The 16328-nt window shown below is 67.4% G+C and carries 13 protein-coding genes, 1 tRNA gene and 1 other RNA gene; 6 read left to right on the forward strand and 9 right to left on the reverse strand.

Annotated elements, in window-relative coordinates:
- Positions 1 to 18: 18 nt before the first annotated feature.
- From Q0Z66_RS00725 to Q0Z66_RS00735, 3 genes are read right to left on the reverse strand one after another with little or no spacing between them, the layout of a single operon-like run.
- A complete protein-coding gene (locus tag Q0Z66_RS00725; RefSeq protein ID WP_298036461.1) occupies positions 19 to 2994 on the reverse strand; it encodes a bifunctional [glutamine synthetase] adenylyltransferase/[glutamine synthetase]-adenylyl-L-tyrosine phosphorylase in 2976 nt (991 codons plus the stop codon).
- A gap of 4 nt (positions 2995 to 2998) precedes the next feature.
- Positions 2999 to 4336 carry a glutamine synthetase family protein gene (locus tag Q0Z66_RS00730; RefSeq protein WP_298036464.1) on the reverse strand — a complete coding sequence of 446 codons (1338 nt, stop codon included), beginning with the start codon at positions 4334 to 4336 and terminating at the stop codon, positions 2999 to 3001.
- A 14-nt stretch (positions 4337 to 4350) separates the two neighbouring features.
- Entirely contained in the window at positions 4351 to 4566 is a 216-nt protein-coding gene (locus Q0Z66_RS00735) for an SPOR domain-containing protein (RefSeq protein ID WP_298036466.1), read from the reverse strand.
- Between the two features lie 93 nt (positions 4567 to 4659).
- On the opposite strand from Q0Z66_RS00735, the gene ppgK reads away from it, so the two are divergent.
- On the forward strand, positions 4660 to 5406 hold the full coding sequence (ppgK, locus tag Q0Z66_RS00740; protein WP_298036469.1) for a polyphosphate--glucose phosphotransferase: 747 nt from the start codon (positions 4660 to 4662) through the stop codon (positions 5404 to 5406).
- 61 nt (positions 5407 to 5467) lie between these two features.
- On the opposite strand, the gene rnpB is transcribed toward ppgK, so the two are convergent.
- From rnpB to Q0Z66_RS00760, 4 genes are all read right to left on the reverse strand, one after another.
- An RNA gene (gene rnpB / locus Q0Z66_RS00745) (RNase P RNA component class A) lies at positions 5468 to 5839 on the reverse strand.
- Positions 5840 to 5853: 14 nt separating this feature from the next.
- Positions 5854 to 7548, reverse strand: a complete 1695-nt coding sequence (locus Q0Z66_RS00750; protein ID WP_298036492.1) for a bifunctional 3'-5' exonuclease/DNA polymerase — start codon at positions 7546 to 7548, stop codon at positions 5854 to 5856.
- Between the two features lie 34 nt (positions 7549 to 7582).
- Positions 7583 to 8314, reverse strand: coding sequence for a C4-type zinc ribbon domain-containing protein (locus Q0Z66_RS00755; RefSeq protein WP_298036495.1), 732 nt, complete (start codon positions 8312 to 8314; stop codon positions 7583 to 7585).
- Between the two features lie 46 nt (positions 8315 to 8360).
- Positions 8361 to 8735, reverse strand: coding sequence for a YchJ family metal-binding protein (locus Q0Z66_RS00760; RefSeq protein ID WP_298036498.1), 375 nt, complete (start codon positions 8733 to 8735; stop codon positions 8361 to 8363).
- A 49-nt stretch (positions 8736 to 8784) separates the two neighbouring features.
- On the opposite strand from Q0Z66_RS00760, the gene Q0Z66_RS00765 reads away from it, so the two are divergent.
- Positions 8785 to 9624 carry an aldo/keto reductase gene (locus tag Q0Z66_RS00765; protein ID WP_298036501.1) on the forward strand — a complete coding sequence of 280 codons (840 nt, stop codon included), beginning with the start codon at positions 8785 to 8787 and terminating at the stop codon, positions 9622 to 9624.
- 2 nt (positions 9625 to 9626) lie between these two features.
- On the opposite strand, the gene Q0Z66_RS00770 is transcribed toward Q0Z66_RS00765, so the two are convergent.
- Together Q0Z66_RS00770 and Q0Z66_RS00775 are read right to left on the reverse strand one after the other, a co-directional pair.
- Entirely contained in the window at positions 9627 to 9989 is a 363-nt protein-coding gene (locus tag Q0Z66_RS00770) for a DUF898 family protein (protein ID WP_298036503.1), read from the reverse strand.
- Between the two features lie 105 nt (positions 9990 to 10094).
- Positions 10095 to 10167: transfer RNA gene (locus tag Q0Z66_RS00775), tRNA-Val, on the reverse strand.
- A gap of 154 nt (positions 10168 to 10321) precedes the next feature.
- On the opposite strand from Q0Z66_RS00775, the gene aceE reads away from it, so the two are divergent.
- The 4 genes from aceE (at position 10322) to Q0Z66_RS00795 (ending at position 16291) form a co-directional block, all read left to right on the forward strand.
- Complete coding sequence (aceE, locus tag Q0Z66_RS00780; RefSeq protein WP_298036506.1) at positions 10322 to 13048, forward strand: pyruvate dehydrogenase (acetyl-transferring), homodimeric type; 2727 nt, start codon at positions 10322 to 10324, stop codon at positions 13046 to 13048.
- 31 nt (positions 13049 to 13079) lie between these two features.
- Complete coding sequence (locus tag Q0Z66_RS00785) at positions 13080 to 14273, forward strand: CdaR family transcriptional regulator (RefSeq protein WP_298036718.1); 1194 nt, start codon at positions 13080 to 13082, stop codon at positions 14271 to 14273.
- A gap of 93 nt (positions 14274 to 14366) precedes the next feature.
- Positions 14367 to 15287: an ACP S-malonyltransferase gene (locus tag Q0Z66_RS00790; protein ID WP_298036508.1), complete on the forward strand. Its 921-nt coding sequence runs from the start codon at positions 14367 to 14369 to the stop codon at positions 15285 to 15287.
- Positions 15284 to 16291 (forward strand): beta-ketoacyl-ACP synthase III, encoded by a 1008-nt coding sequence (locus Q0Z66_RS00795; protein WP_298036509.1) that lies wholly within the window; start codon positions 15284 to 15286, stop codon positions 16289 to 16291. Before Q0Z66_RS00790 ends, Q0Z66_RS00795 begins: the two co-directional genes overlap by 4 nt.
- The last annotated feature ends 37 nt before the right edge of the window (positions 16292 to 16328 follow it).

The following is a 16328-nucleotide window of genomic DNA, read 5'->3' on the forward strand; positions in this document are numbered from 1 at the left end:
CGGCACGATCGGCGCAACTCATCTGTAGAAGAGCTGCTCGAACACGCGCCGAGACCGGCGGGTGACGCGCAGGTAGTCCTCCTCCACGAGCGATGCCGACCTCTCCGGGTAGCCGAGCAGGTCGGCGATCGCGTCGAGCTCCGGACGGTCCCAGGGAAGCATGTCGCTCGTTTTCCCGGTGCGCAGGGTGATCGCCGATCGCAGGCGGCTGGAGAGCAGCCAGGCATCCTTCAGTACCTCGGCCTCTTCGTTCCCCAGAAGTCCGGCCGTCCGGGCCGCTTCGAGGGCGTCGAGAGTCGATGTTGTGCGCAGCGCCGGGACGCGAGAGGCGTTCTCGAGCTGGAGGAGCTGCACGAGCCATTCCACGTCGCTGAGCGTTCCCGGTCCGAGCTTCAGGTGCCGCCGTGGGTCGGCTCCGCGGGGAAGGCGCTCGCCCTCCATGCGCGCCTTGATGCGCTTGATCTCCCGCACCGCGAGCTGATCGACCTCCATGGGGTACCGGATGCTCTCCGCCATGCCCATGAATGCGGAGATGAGATCCTCGCTGCCGGCGACGCCGCGCGCGCGCAGGAGCGCCTGCGCCTCCCACGACACCGACCAGCGCCGGTAGTACTCCGCATACGCCGTCATCGAGCGCACCAGGGGCCCCTTGCGGCCCTCCGGGCGAAGATCGGCGTCCAGCTCCAGAGGAAGACGATGATCGGTCAGGTGCTCCCGGAGCCCCGCGACCATCTGGGTGGCGAGCGTCTGCGCACGCTGCGGTTCCACGCCGTTCGCTGCGAAGACGTAGAGGATGTCGGCATCCGATCCGAACCCGAGTTCGGCACCACCGAAACGGCCCATGCCGATGATCGCGAACTGGAAGGCTTCGTCCTCTGCGGGGACGACGTTCCGGCGCACCGCGTGCAGCGCGGCATCGATCGTGGCGTCGGTGATCGCCGTCAGAGACTCGGCCATCTCCTCGATCGTCAGAACACCCAGCACGGATCCCATCGCCGTGCGCAGCAGCTCTCGCCGGCGGAGCGCCCGGACCGCGGTGAGCGCCGAATCGATCGATGCGTGCCGCGTGCGGATCGCGCGAGCTTCATCGCGCAGCTTGTCCGCTCCCTTCGGCCGGAGAAGTTCCCGATTATCGAGCCAGGCGACGGACTCCGGGATCCACTCCATGAGCTCGCCTATATAGCGCGAGGAGGACAGGAGCTTGGTGAGGTTCTCCAGCGCGCCGGAGGAGTCCCGGAGCATCCGCAGGAACCAGGACGAATCTCCCAAGCGCTCACTGATGCGCCGGAATGCGAGGAGCGCGTAGTCGGGGTCGCTGCCGTCGGCGAACCAGCGCACCATGATGGGCATGAGGTGCCGTTGCACGGTCACCTTCCGGCTGATTCCGGTCGTGAGCGCACCGATGTGGCGCAATGCGCCGGCCGGGTCGCGGAAGCCGATCGCGGCGAGACGGTCGCGTGCGCGTGCCGGCGAGAAGCTTCGCTCGTCCTCGGGCAGCTCGGCGACGGCGTTGAGCAGCGGACGGTAGAAGAGCCGGGTGTGGATGTCGCGCACCTCACGGCGCAGGCTCTCCCAGAGCGACCAGATGGCGGCGCCGTCCTCGGCCAGCCCCGTCGAACGGGCGAGCACGCGCAGGCCCTCCGGCGTGCGGGGCATGAGGTGGGTGCGGCTGAGATCGCGTAGCTGCAACCGGTGCTCGAGAAGCCGCAGCGTGCGGTAGTCCGCGGCGAAGATCGCGGCATCCTCGCGGCCGATGTATCCGCCGGCGACGAGTGCGTCGAGGCTTTCGAGTGTGCCCTGGGTGCGGATGTCGGGGTCGGTGAGGCCATGCACGAGTTGCAGGAGCTGCACGGTGAACTCGATATCGCGGAGCCCACCGGGACCCAGCTTGATCTGGTGGCGGACGTCGTCGGGATCGATGTGGTCGGTGACCCGCTCCCGCATGCGCTGCACGCTCTCGACGAAGTTCTCCCGCGCCGCGCTGGACCAGACCTTCGGCTGGACCGCCTCGATGTAGTCGGCTCCGAGATCGGCGTCGCCGGCGAGGGGACGCGCTTTCAGCAGCGCCTGGAACTCCCAGCTCTTCGCCCAGCGGTCGTAATAGGCGAGATGGGAATCGAGGGAGCGCACGAGAGCCCCCTGCTTGCCCTCCGGGCGCAGGTTCGCGTCGACCTCCCACAGGGGCGGTTCGATCTCGACGCCGGAGAGGCCGCGCATCGTCTCCCGGGCGAGAGTCGTCGCGATGTCGATAGCCCGCGCCTCGCTGAGGCGTGTCTCATCGGCCGTTCCGCCGACGAAGATCACATCCACGTCGCTGACGTAGTTCAGCTCGCGCGCACCGGCCTTGCCCATGCCGATGATCGACAGTCGGGTGAGTGCCACTTCCTCTCGCGAGCAGGATGCCGCCACCCGCGTGCGCGCAACCGCGAGAGAAGCCTCCAGCGCCGCGCCCGCGGCATCCGCCAGCGCGGCAGAGACCGCGGCGATCCGCGTCTCCGGCTCCGGTGTCAGCAGGTCGATCGCCGCGATCTCGGCGAGTGCCCGACGGTACGCCACGCGCAGCGACACCCAGGCGCTCTCATCGCCGGATGATGCGAAGCCATCCTCGACCTGCACCGCTGCCAGCATCCGTTCTTCCAAGGCGGGCGCACTCGGCACGAGCTGCCCGATCTCGTTCAGGATCGAGAGCTGGTCCGGGTGACGCAGGAAGAAATCCGCCAAGCCGGTGGATGCTCCGAAAACCCGCCAGACGATGATCCGGGTCTCCGGGTCGGCGAGAAGCGCGCGCAGCACGGCGGGGTCGCGTCGCGCGACGCGGATCATGCCCTCGGCTGCGCTGTCGGGATCCGCCGCGGAGACGCCGGCGAGGATTTCGCCGGCGTCCTGGCCGATCAGCTCCGACAGCTCCTCGAGCGCCTGCGCGCCCGCGCGCAGATCGTCGAATCCGAAACGGGCGAGAGCGGAGAGGGAGATAGCCGACTGCGAACGCGACATCGGATCAGAGCAGCTCGAGGTTGCTCTTCAGCTCGAAGGGCGTGACCTGCCCGCGGTAGGCCTCCCACTCCTTGCGCTTGTTGAGGAGCACATAGTTGAAGACCTGCTCGCCGAGGGTCTCGGCGACGAGCTCCGACCGCTCCATGTACTCCAGGGCGTGGTCGAGGCTCGCCGGCAGCGAGGAATACCCTAGCGCGCGTCGCTCCCCATCGGTCAACGACCAGACGTTGTTCTCAGCCTCGGGCGGAAGCTCGTACTCGTTCTCGATCCCCTTGAGACCGGCGGCGAGCATGAGCGCATAGGCCAGGTACGGGTTGGCCGCCGAATCCAGGCCGCGGTGCTCGACGCGCGAGGACTGGCTCTTGTTCGGCTTGTACATCGGAACCCGCACGAGCGCCGAACGGTTCGTGTGCCCCCACGTGACGAAGCTGGGGGCCTCGTCACCGCCCCAGAGCCGCTTGTACGAGTTGACGAACTGGTTCGTGACGGCGGCGATCTCATTGGCGTGCTTGAGAAGGCCCGCGATGAAGTGACGCCCGGTCTGAGAGAGCTGGTACTTCGCGCCCTCTTCCCAGAACGCGTTCCGATCGCCCTCGAACAGAGACATGTGCGTGTGCATTCCGCTGCCGGGCTGGTCGCTCATCGGCTTGGGCATGAACGTCGCGTACACGCCCTGCTCGATCGCGACCTCCTTGATCACCGTGCGGAAGGTCATCACGTTGTCCGCGGTCGTCAGAGCATCCGCGTAGCGCAGATCGATCTCGTTCTGTCCGGGGCCGCCCTCGTGGTGGCTGTACTCCACGGAGATGCCGAGATCTTCCAGCATCCGCACCGAACGGCGCCGGAAGTCGTGCGCGGTGCCTCCGGGAACATTGTCGAAATATCCCGCGGAGTCGACGGGGACCGGGCCCTCGGGGCCGATCACGGACGATTTGAGCAGGTAGAACTCGATCTCGGGGTGCGTGTAGAACGTGAACCCGGCATCCGCGGCCTTCGCAAGGGCGCGCTTGAGGACGTGTCGCGGATCCGCGACCGCGGGCTGGCCGTCCGGAGTCGTCAGATCGCAGAACATGCGGGCGGTCGGGTCGATCTCGCCGCGCCATGGCAGAGTCTGGAACGTCGTCGGGTCCGGCTGCGCGAGCAGGTCCGATTCGTAGGTCCGGGTCAGACCCTCGATCGCCGAGCCGTCGAAGCCGATGCCCTCGGCGAAGGCGCCCTCGACCTCGGCCGGAGCGATCGCCACCGACTTCAGCGTGCCGATGACATCCGTGAACCACAGACGGACGAACTTGACGCCGCGCTCCTCGATCGTCCGCAGCACGAAGTCACGTTGCTTGTCCATGCCCATAGGTGCTTTTACTTCCCGCTGGCGTCGGTCGCCCGAGGCCAGTCTTCTTCAATGGCTTCTTCCTCGGCCCATGCCGCCGAGCGCTCCTTCAGCTTCTCCGGTGCGCGAGCAGCCTCCTCGGAGGTGTCGAAAGGACCGATCCGATCGACGGCGGGCGATACGAGACCATGCTCGACCTCCCCTGTTCGGGAGTTGTACCAGTACTTCTTCTCGTCGCTGGACATAGACGATTCCTCCCCGTGAGACATGGCTGCACCGCCGTGAGCAGTGCCTGTCATGATCCTATCGGCGCAGGCCCCTCTCGCTAGGCTATTCGCATGGCAAAAGCGATCGGCGTCGACATCGGCGGCACAGGCATCAAGGCGGGCATCGTCGACCTCGGTCGAGGAACCCTCGAATCGGACCGCGTGCGCGTGCCCACGCCGAAGGGTGCCGCTCCCTCCGACGTCCTCACGGCCGTGCACGAGGTGCTCGACACGCTCGGTGTGCGAGACTCGGCACTCCCCCTCGGCGTCGCCTTCCCCGCAATCGTGAAGCGCGGCAAGACGCTCTCCGCCGCGAACATCTCCCAGAAGTGGGTCGACTTCGATGCGGAGAAGTTCTTCGAGGACGAGCTGGGGCGCAACATCACCTTCGTCAACGACGCGGATGCCGCCGGTGTCGCCGAAGTGCGCCACGGCGCCGCGCGCGATGTCGAGGGGCTCACGATCCTGACGACGCTCGGGACCGGAATCGGTTCGGCCTTCCTGTACAACGGCGTCCTGGTCCCGAACACCGAACTCGGACACCTGAACTACGGCGAGCACACCTCCGTCGAGAAATGGGCGGCAACCTCGGCTCGCGACCGCGAGGAGCTCAGCTGGACCGACTGGGCGGCCCGCCTGCAGGAGTTCTACGCGCACATCGAGTTCCTCTTCAGCCCCGACCTGTTCGTCGTCGGCGGCGGAGTGTCCAAGAACGCGAGCGATTTCCTGCCGCTGCTCGAGCTGAAGACGCCCATCATTCCGGCGATCCACCGCAATAACGCAGGCATCATCGGCGCCGCATCCCTCGCCGCCGACTGATCCGTCATGCGAAGAGAAGAAGAGCCCGACCAAGGCGGTCGGGCTCTTCTCGCGTTCAGGGCGAATGGGCCGGCCTGTACGCCGGGTTCTGTTCCGGGGTCTCTCTCGAGGATCCCCTTCGACGGCCATCTCTCTCGGCGACACGTTGCCGTGCCGCTCCAGCGGTCTACCCGAGGACTCGGCGAGCCGCGTCAACATCCTCTGTATGACCTTGCTCCGGACGAGGTTTACCTGGCGGGCCATGTCACCATGGCCCCCGGTGGTCTCTTACTCCACCCTTTCACCCTTACCGCGCGTCGGAACGCGTGGCGGTCTGCTCTCTGTGGCACTGTCTCGCGGATTGCTCCGGGTGGGCGTTACCCACCGTCCTGCCCTGTGGAGCCCGGACGTTCCTCGGTGCGGTTGCCCGCAACGCGACCGTCCAGCCGACCCATTCGCCTGACCAGTCTACTTCTCCGCGGACGCCACGATCTTCAGGTCCAGCGGAACATCGATGGGGAACGTTCCGAAGATCCGACGCGTAGCGACGGCGGCCGCGGTGCGCACGGCCTCGGCCGCGGCATCCGCCTGCTCCTCGGGGACGTGCAGGATGACTTCGTCGTGGAGGAAGAATGCCAGGTGGGCCTGCGTTCCAAAGGGGCCGGATGCCGGAGCAGCCGTTCGTGCGGGGGGAAGCTCCTGCAACCGATGGCGGATCTCCGCGAGCCAGATCAGCGCCCATTCGGCCGCGGTGCCTTGCACGACGAAGTTGCGGGTGAAGCGTCCGCGCTCGCGCGATCGCGCGCGCACCCGCGGAATCAGCGCGGGGTCGGCATCGGCGCTGGCGGCTGCGCTGTGGTCGTCATGCCACTGCTGATCGGGCCGGGGCGAGGAACGGCCCAACCGAGTCGAGACGACGCCCCCGTTCTCACCGATGCGCGCAGCGGTGTCGACGACCTTCATGGCACGCGGGTACACCTTGCGCAGCCGCGGCACGAGACGCCCGCTATCGCCCGTGGTCGCGCCGTACATCGCCCCGAGCACCGCGAACTTCGCCTCGTCCCGGGTGGCGACGGCACCGGATGCCACGACCCCGGCGTACAGGTCCTGACCACGAGCGGCCTCGGCCATCGCCATGTCGCCGGCCAACGCCGCGAGCATGCGCGGTTCGAGCTGGGCGACATCGGCGACGATCAGTGTCCAGCCGTCGTCCGCACGCACGGCGGAACGAAGAACGCGGGGCAGCTGCAGTGCTCCGCCGCCGGCCGAAGCCCAACGGCCCGTCACGACCCCGCCCGGGATGTACACCGGCCGGAAGCGTCCCTCGTGCACCCACTCCGACAGCCAGGACCAACCGTTCGCCGCCATCAGGCGCGAGAGCTTCTTGTACGCGAGCAGCGGCGGGATGACCGGGTGCGAGACCTCTCTCAGCTCCCACCGGCTCGTCGATTCGACGTTCACGCCGACGCGATGCAGCGCCCGCAGCAGGCGCGGGTGGCTGTCGAGATGGAGGTGGGAGTCACCCAGGTGGAAGCGGACGGCATCGGTGGCAGCCGCGAGTTTCTCCGGAGGGCCGCCACCCGCCGGGCGTCTGCCCAGCACCTCGGTGAGGATCCGGTCGTGCTCGGACTCGGACCAGGGAAGGCCCGCGGCGCGCATCTCCTCGGCGATCAGGCCGCCTGCGGACTCCGCCGCGCACAGCAGCACGAGGCGATGGGTGGGATCCGAGCCGATCACCCGGCGCTGCTCCTGCAACTGTTCCAGAAGAGTCCCGACCGATGCGGCCGAGCGCTCGTCGACGACGTCGAAGAGCCCGGGCGCGGCAGGCACCGCCGCCGGGTCGTCCGGGAGCCAGAGCACCGATGGCGCCAGAGGGCGCGGCACAGCATCCGTGTCGCGCAGAATGGCATGGCAGAGAAGCAGATCGTGGGACCGGCTCAGGCGGATGCCGGCCGAGAGCAGTTCCGGGTAGATGTCACGCGCACTGCGAAGGATCCAGCGCGGATGGTCGGCGTACTCCGCATTCCGCACCCATTCGACATCAACGGATCGGCGGGCGATCTCACTCCCCGCCGCGTCGACGTGGACGGCAAGAAGACCCTCGGCAGATGAGCGCGAAAGCAGGATCCCGTCAGCGGGACGCCAGCCTGCGGGGACGTTCACAGTGAATGCCGGACGGACGGATCCGCCCGCCGCGTCACAGTCCTGATTCTTCGGTGCGGACGAGGATGCCGCCGCATTCGGGGCACGAGACCACGGCATCCTGCGCTGCACGACGAATCTCACTGAGGTGCGTCTCGGAGAGCACCATGCGGCAGCCCTCGCACGTCTTGGCACGCAGCAGTCCGACGCCGACTCCGCGCGACGCACGACGCGTGTAATCCGCGAGCAGATCGGCGGGAACGTCAGCGACGATCGCTGCGCGGTCGCGCGTGAGATTCTCGATCTCTTCGCCGGCCGCGGCCGCGGCGCTCTTCGCCTTCGCGGTGAGTGCGATGCCCTCGGACGTGGTCGCGTCGATCAGCGCCTGCTGCGCGGCGACGGCCGCCTCCGCCTGTTCGACGCGGGTCATGACCTCGAGCTGAGCGTCCTCGAGGGCGCTGATGCGATGCCCGAGGCTCGCGACCTCGCGCTCGAGCGCCTGAGCGTCCTTCGGGTTGGTCGACGTCGCGAGCCGCTCGCTATCACGCGTGCGACGCTGCGTGGTGACCGAGACATCGGACTCGAGCCGACTGAGCTCGGTGCGCACATCATCGCGCGTGCCGGTGAGCGCGGTCAGCTCGCGGAGCTGCTCCTGACGCTGCGCGGCCAGTTCATTGATGCGCGGGCCCTCGGCCGGATTGGTTCGGGCTCGTTCCGCCTGCTGGCGGCGACGATCCAGGTCGGCGACGTCGAGAAGGATGCGCTGTTGCTCGGGGCTGGCGTTCACACGTCCAATCTACCTGCGCGCGCCGACATCCGCCGCCCCGGATTCTTCAACCGGGCGTGCCGTCGACATATCGCCAGATGCGATCCTCACGCCGGAATCGGCTGCGCTCGCGCATCGACCCCGCCCGGCCCTCCTCGCGGTAGAACGCTTCGAACTCCACAACGCCGCAGTCATCGAACGGGCCGCCCTCCACGACATCGAGGATGTCGAGTCGTGTCCATCGCACGTCGTCGTCGAGGTCGAGATCAGCGGGACGGGTCGATGGATGCCACGACCGCAGCAGGTACGCGGCATCCTCGAGAGCGAATGCCGTGAAGCGCGAACGCATCAGCCGCTCCGCAGTGGGAGCATCCCGCGCACCGGCGAGGATCGGCCCGCAGCAGCTGTCGAAGATGTCACCGGATGTACAGGGGCAGCGCATGACCCCATTCTGCCGCGTACGCTGGCCCCAGTCATCGAAGGAGATCACCATGCCCGCGCTTCCCACCCCTACCGCCCACAACGGCTTCGAGCTTCCCGCGATCGGACTGGGCACGTATCGACTGAACGGCGATGCGGGGGCGACAGCGATCGCCGCCGCGATCGATTCCGGCTACCGTCTCATCGATTCGGCGTTCAACTATGAGAACGAGGGGGCCGTCGGACGGGCCGTCGCGGATGCCTCGACCGATCGCCGTTCGGTCATCGTGACCACCAAGCTCCCCGGCCGGCACCATTCGGGAGAAAAGGCACGATGGAGCATCGAGGAGAGCCGCGCTCGACTGGGCCTCGATGCGACGGATCTGCACCTCATCCACTGGCCGAACCCGATTCAGGACGAGTACGTCCAGGCCTGGGCCGCGCTCATCGATGCCCGCGAGCGCGGTGTTGTGCGCCAGATCGGCGTCTCGAACTTCCTGCCCGAGCACATCGAGCGGCTCGAGCGCGAGACCGGTGTGCGACCGGTCGTCAACCAGATCGAGTTACACCCGTACTTTCCGCAGAGCGAGCAGCTCGCCTACCACCGGGAGAAAGGCATCATCACCGAGGCGTGGAGTCCGATCGGCTGGGCGCGCGACGTTCTGCAGGAGCCCGTGCTCGTCGAGATCGCCGATGCCCACCGCATCTCCCCCGCTCAGGCGGTGCTCGCCTGGCATGTCGCACGAGAGAGCGTCGCGATCCCCAAGGCGTCCTCGCTCGAGCACCAGGAGGCGAACCTCGCCGCAGCATCCATCACGCTGTCCGACGACGAAGTCGACGCGATCACCGCCCTCGGGCGTCCCGATGGCCGACTGTTCGACGGCGATCCCCGCGTTCACGAGGAGAGCTGACTTCAGCGTGCGGTGTCGAGCACCTGGTGCTCGATGATCCACTTCTGCAGACGCGGGTAGACCCAGAAGCCGTAGATGCCGACCGTGATGATGCACAGCAGGAACCACTTGATCCACATGCCGAACAGGCCGATCGAGCTGCCCGTGAAGCGCAGCCGCTGACCGTTGAGGTAGGTGTGCTTGGTCTTCCAGCGATAGGTCATCACGACGGCCCACGGGTAGCAGATGCCGAGAGTGAGCACCGTGATCAGGAACCCGCCGATGCCGACGCCGAGCCAGGTGGCTGCTCCCCCGTCGAAGGTGAACGTCACCGGCGGGTAACCGCCCTGAACGGTGGTGGATCGAGGCGAAACGGCGTCGGCCATGAGAACCCCTTTCGAATGCACAGCATAGGAAAGCCGCCTGCGGATGCGACGGCGCTGACTGGACTGTAGCGGAAAGCGGCCCGGAAGCAACGGATGCGGATGATGTGGGCCCTGCCGGGATCGAACCGACGACATCCACGGTGTAAACGTGGCGCTCTACCAGCTGAGCTAAAGGCCCTGGTGCTTTCCATCATATCCATGTCACAGTTGCGCGCCGCACACCTCAATGGGGGTTAGGCTGAACCAAGCGCGCGTTGTGCTGTGCCGACAAGGCTTCCCGCGTCGCTTCCCGTTTCCTTGGCAAGACCTGCCAGCTTGACGAAAGGCTCCACGTGACCGTTCACGACCAGGATCCGTACTCCCAGGGCCCCCTCGACAGCGATCCGGAGGAGACCGGCGAATGGCAGCAGTCTCTTGACGAGCTCGTCGGCGTCAAGGGCCCCGGTCGCGGCCGCGAGATCATGCTCAGCATGCTCAAGCGCTCGAAGGAGCTGCACCTCAACGTGCCGATGGTTCCGACCACCGACTACATCAACACCATCGCGTCCGAGAGCGAGCCGGAATTCCCCGGCGATGAAGAGCTCGAGCGCCGTTACCGCCACTGGATCCGCTGGAACGCCGCGGTCACGGTGCACCGTGCACAGCGCCCCGGCATCGGGGTCGGCGGTCACATCTCGACCTACGCCTCGGCAGCTTCGCTGTACGAAGTCGGCCACAACCACTTCTTCCGCGGTCAGGATCACCCCTCCGGTGGCGACCAGATCTTCTACCAGGGCCACGCCTCTCCCGGCATGTACGCTCGCGCGTTCCTCGAGGGCCGTCTGAGCGAGAACCAGCTCGACGCGTTCCGTCAGGAGAAGTCCGGCGCGCCGAACGGCATCCCGTCGTACCCGCACCCGCGCATGATGCGCGACTTCTGGCAGTTCCCCACCGTCTCGATGGGCCTCGGCCCGATCAACGCCATCTACCAGGCGATGACGAACAAGTACCTCGCTAACCGCGGCATCAAGGACGTCTCCGACTCCCACGTGTGGGCGTTCCTCGGCGACGGCGAGATGGATGAGGTCGAATCCCGCGGGCAGCTGCAGGTCGCAGCGAACGAGGGCCTCGACAACCTCACCTTCGTGATCAACTGCAACCTGCAGCGCCTCGACGGCCCGGTCCGCGGCAACGGCAAGATCATTCAGGAGCTGGAGTCGTACTTCCGCGGCGCCGGCTGGAACGTCATCAAGGTCGTCTGGGGCCGCGAGTGGGACGACCTGCTCTCCCGAGACACCGACGGTGCGCTGCTCAACCTGATGAACGCCACGCCCGACGGCGACTACCAGACCTACAAGGCCGAGAGCGGCGCCTTCGTCCGTGACCACTTCTTCGGTCGCGATGAGCGCACTGCGGCCCTGGTCAAGGACTACACCGACGACCAGATCTGGAAGCTGCGCCGCGGCGGCCACGACTACCGCAAGGTGTACGCAGCCTACAAGGCGGCCATGGAGCACAAGGGTCAGCCGACCGTCATCCTCGCCAAGACCGTCAAGGGCTACGGCCTCGGTCCGCACTTCGAGGGCCGCAACGCGACCCACCAGATGAAGAAGATGACGCTGGATGATCTGAAGCTCTTCCGCGACACCATGCAGATCCCGGTCACCGACGCTCAGCTCGAGGCCGACCCGTACCGCCCGCCGTACTACCACCCGGGCGCGCAGGACGAGACGATCCAGTACATGCTGGACCGCCGTCGCGACCTCGGCGGCTTCCTCCCCGAGCGCCGCTCGACCCACGTCGGGCTCACGCTCCCCGAGGACAAGGACTACGCCTTCCCCAAGAAGGGCTCGGGCAACCAGGAAGTCGCGACGACCATGGCGTTCGTCCGCATGCTCAAGGACCTCATGAAGGTCAAGGGCTTCGGAGAGCGCGTCGTGCCGATCATCCCGGACGAGGCGCGCACCTTCGGCATGGACGCCTACTTCCCGACCGCGAAGATCTACAACCCCAACGGCCAGAACTACACGGCCGTCGACCGCGAGCTGCTCCTTGCCTACAAGGAGAGCCCGCAGGGCCAGATCATGCACGTCGGCATCAACGAGGCGGGCGCCACCGCGGCGTTCACCACCACCGGCACGGCGTACTCGACGCACGGCGAGCCGCTGATCCCGATCTACATCTTCTACTCGATGTTCGGCTACCAGCGCACCGGTGACGCCTTCTGGGCGGCAGCCGACCAGATGGCGCGCGGTTTCGTCATCGGCGCGACCGCCGGCCGCACGACGCTGACCGGTGAGGGCACGCAGCACGCCGACGGCCACTCGCCGTTGCTGGCATCGACCAACCCGTCGACGTTGTCCTACGACCCGGCCTACGGCTACGAGGTCTCGCACATCGTCCAGGCCGGCATCGAGCGCATGTACGGCGGCAACCACCCCGACCCCGATGTCATGTACTACCTGACGGTCTACAACGAGCCGTTGAAGCAGCCGGCTGAGCCGGAAGACGTCGATGTCGAGGGAATCCTCAAGGGCATCCACCGCGTCTCTGTCGGCGAGGGCACCGGGCCCCGCGTGCAGCTGCTCGCCTCGGGCGTCGGCGTGCCGTGGGCCATCGAGGCCCAGGAACTGTTGGCCAAGGATTGGGGCGTGACCGCCGACGTCTGGTCCGTCACCAGCTGGAATGAGCTGCGCCGCGACGGCCTCGCCGCCGACGAGCACAACTTCCTCCACCCCGAGGCCGAGCCGAAGGTCGCGTACCTGACGCAGAAGCTGCAGGGCGCCGAGGGCCCGTTCATCGCGACGAGCGACTTCATGCACGCGGTCCAGGACCAGGTTCGCCAGTGGATCCCGGGCGATTACTACACGCTCGGCGCTGACGGCTTCGGCTTCGCCGACACGCGTGCCGCTGCACGCCGCTACTTCAAGATCGATGGTCCGTCCATGGTCGTCCGCGCCCTGCAGGGGCTCGCCGACAAGGGGCAGATCGAGCGTTCGAAGATCGCTGAGGCGATCGCGAAGTACGACCTGCACAACGTCAACGCCGGTACGAGCGGAAACGCCGGCGGCGAGAGCTGAGCGGCGCGTGACCGCGTCGCCTGCCTCCTCGATGGACAAGGACGCCACCCTCGCCTGGCTCCGCCGGATCTCCGGCGACCTGGCGACGGCGACGATCCAGCGTCTGGAAGAGACGCTGCCCTGGTACGCCGATATGCCACCAGCCCGCCGCTCTGCGGTCGGGCTGGTGGCCCAGGCGGGCATCACCTCGTTCATCCAGTGGTTCGATGATCCGACGTCGACCCCGTGGATCGCAGCGGATATCTTCGCCGCGGCTCCGCGAGAGCTGCTGCGCAGCGTCAGCCTGACGCAGACGTTGCAGCTGATCCGCGTCACGGTCGAGATCACCGAGGAGCGCATCGCCGACAAGGACGAGGTCCTGCGGGAAGCGATCCTCCTCTATTCGCGTGATGTGGCGTTCGCCGCTGCCGATGTCTACGCCCGCGCCGCGGAGGCGCGCGGCCTGTGGGATGCTCGGCTGGAAGCCCTCGTCGTCGACTCGATCCTCACCGGCGAGGCCGATGAGGAGCTGCCCAGTCGCATCGCGGCGCTCGGCTGGCATGGCCACGGCGAGGTCTGCGTGCTCGTGGGAACGACTCCCCCGCAGTTCGACGTCGATCACGTCCGCCGCACCGCGCGAAAACTCGCCGTCGATGTACTCATCGGCGTTCAGGGTTCGCGCCTCGTGCTCGTCCTCGGCCGGGCCCAGGTGGCCGGTCGGGAGGAAGCCGAGGACGACCTCGCCTTCGAGGAGATCGCAGCACGCCTCGAGTCGTCTTTCGGCCCGGGATTCGTCGTCCTCGGCCCTCCGGTGGCCGCGCTCGTGGACGCCGGGCAGAGCGCGCGCGCGGCGCTGGCCGGTTTTGCGGTCGCCCGCGCATGGCGCACTGCTCCTCGTCCGGTCGAAGCTGATGATCTGCTTCCCGAGCGGGCCCTGGCCGGAGACCCTCTGGCGAAGCAGACGCTGATCGATCGCATCTACCGTCCGCTTCAGGCGCACTCGACGGATCTCGTCACCACCCTGTGGAGCTACCTCGACAACGGCCGCTCGCTCGAAGCAACTGCGCGGGAGCTATTCGTTCACCCGAACACGGTCCGCTATCGACTCAAACGTGTCAGCGAGGTCATCGGCTGGGACGCCACGGGTCCGCGCGAGGCGCTGATCCTGCAGACGGCGTTGATTCTGGGCTCCATCGGCACGAGCGAGAGCGTCCGCCGGCGCCCTTCGGGCCGTCGTTCGCGCTGACCCCCACGCCCCTGTGTGACGCCCATAAAGGATTCACCGAATCTTGTGAGGGTTCATCCACCGTCTGGGTGCGATCCTTGGCAGACTGGACAGGTGATTGTCGTAGCCTGCCCTGGACAGGGCTCTCAGACCCCCGGCTTCCTCGCTCCCTGGCTCGAACTCGACGGAGTCGGCGAGGCTCTCGCCGCATACTCCGAGGCCGCTGAGGTCGACCTCATCCGGCACGGCACGGAATCCGATGCCGACACGATCCGCGACACGCGCATCGCCCAGCCTCTGATCGTCGCCGCCTCACTGATCGCCGGAGACGCGCTTCGGGCACGTGCGGGACGAACCGCCGATGGCATCGCCGGCCATTCGGTCGGCGAGCTCGCGGCCGTCGTCGGCGCAGACGTGATCAGCGCGGCGGACGCAATGCGTCTCGTCGGCATCCGCGGGCGAGCCATGGCGGATGCCGCGGCACAGACGCCGACGGGCATGAGCGCGGTCCTCGGAGGAGACGAAGATGCACTTCTGGCACGTTTGGATGAGCTGAACCTCTCCCCCGCGAACTACAACGGCGGCGGCCAGATCGTCGTGGCCGGCGCCCTGGCGTCCCTCGCAGAACTCGCCGAAGCCCCGCTCAGGGGAACGCGCGTCATCCCGCTCCAGGTCGCGGGCGCCTTCCACACGGCCTACATGGCCTCGGCCGTAGACGCACTCCGCTCGGCGGTCGCCGATGTCGCTGCGAACGATCCGAGCATCACGCTCTGGACGAACCGCGATGGTTCCGTGGTGCAATCGGGAAGCGCTGCGCTCGACCTCATCGTCGATCAGATCTCCTCGCCTGTCCGCTGGGATCAGTGCATGTCGAGCTTCACCGACGCAGGTATCAGCGGCATGATCGAACTCGCCCCCGCCGGGGCGCTCACGGGTCTCGCCAAGCGCGGACTCCGCGGCACGCCGACCGTGGCCGTCAAGACCCCCGAAGATCTCGATGCAGCGGCTGAGCTGCTGAACGGAGCAGCCGCATGAGCATCACCCTGAAGCAGGCCACCGGCCCCCAGTACACGCGCATCCTCGCCTACGGTGCGGCGCGCGGTGAGAACGCCGTCCCGAATGATGACCTCATCGAACCGATCGACTCCAGCGATGAGTGGATCCGTCAGCGCACCGGCATCATCACCCGCACGCGGGCCAACGCCGAGACCAATGCCATCGACCTCGCCGCGGATGCGGGCGCTGAGGCGATCGCCACAGCCGGCATCCCGGCATCCGACGTCGATCTGGTGATCGTCGCGACGATCAGCAACCCGAAGCAGTCGCCCTCGGTCTCTGCGATCGTGGCCGACCGCGTCGGCGCGAACCCCGCCGCGGCATACGACGTCAACGCCGCCTGCGCCGGTTACGCCTATGCCATCGCCCAGGCGGATGCGCTGATCCGCGCCGGTGCGGCACGGTACGCCCTCGTCATCGGCACGGAGAAGCTCTCCGACATCGTCGACCCGACCGACCGCAGCATCTCCTTCCTTCTCGGTGACGGTGCAGGAGCTGCGCTCATCGGGCCCAGCGAAACCCCCGGCATCGCACCCGCGATTTGGGGCTCAGACGGTTCGAAGGCCGGAGCGGTCGGCATGAACCATACGCTCACCGAGTACCGCGACGGCGATGGCGAGATCCCCTGGCCGACGCTCCGACAGGAGGGCCAGACGGTTTTCCGCTGGGCCGTCTGGGAAATGGCGAAGGTCGCCCGCCGTGCGATCGAGGCCGCGGGCATCGAACCCGGCGACCTGGCCGCCTTCATCCCCCACCAGGCGAACATGCGCATCATCGACGAATTCGCCAAGCAGCTGAAGCTGCCTGAGACGACCGTCATCGCGCGAGACATCGAGACGACGGGCAACACGTCCGCGGCGTCCATCCCGCTCGCCAGCCACCGCCTGATGGCGGAGCACCCGGAGCTTTCCGGGGGTCTGGCGCTGCAGATCGGCTTCGGCGCGGGCCTCGTTTTCGCAGCGCAGGTCGTCGTCCTCCCCTGATCCGGCCCGCCGGTTCCCTAAACTGTTCATCGGTTCC

The organism is uncultured Microbacterium sp. (genome assembly GCF_947632095.1).
Classification (GTDB): Bacteria; Actinomycetota; Actinomycetes; order Actinomycetales; family Microbacteriaceae; genus Microbacterium.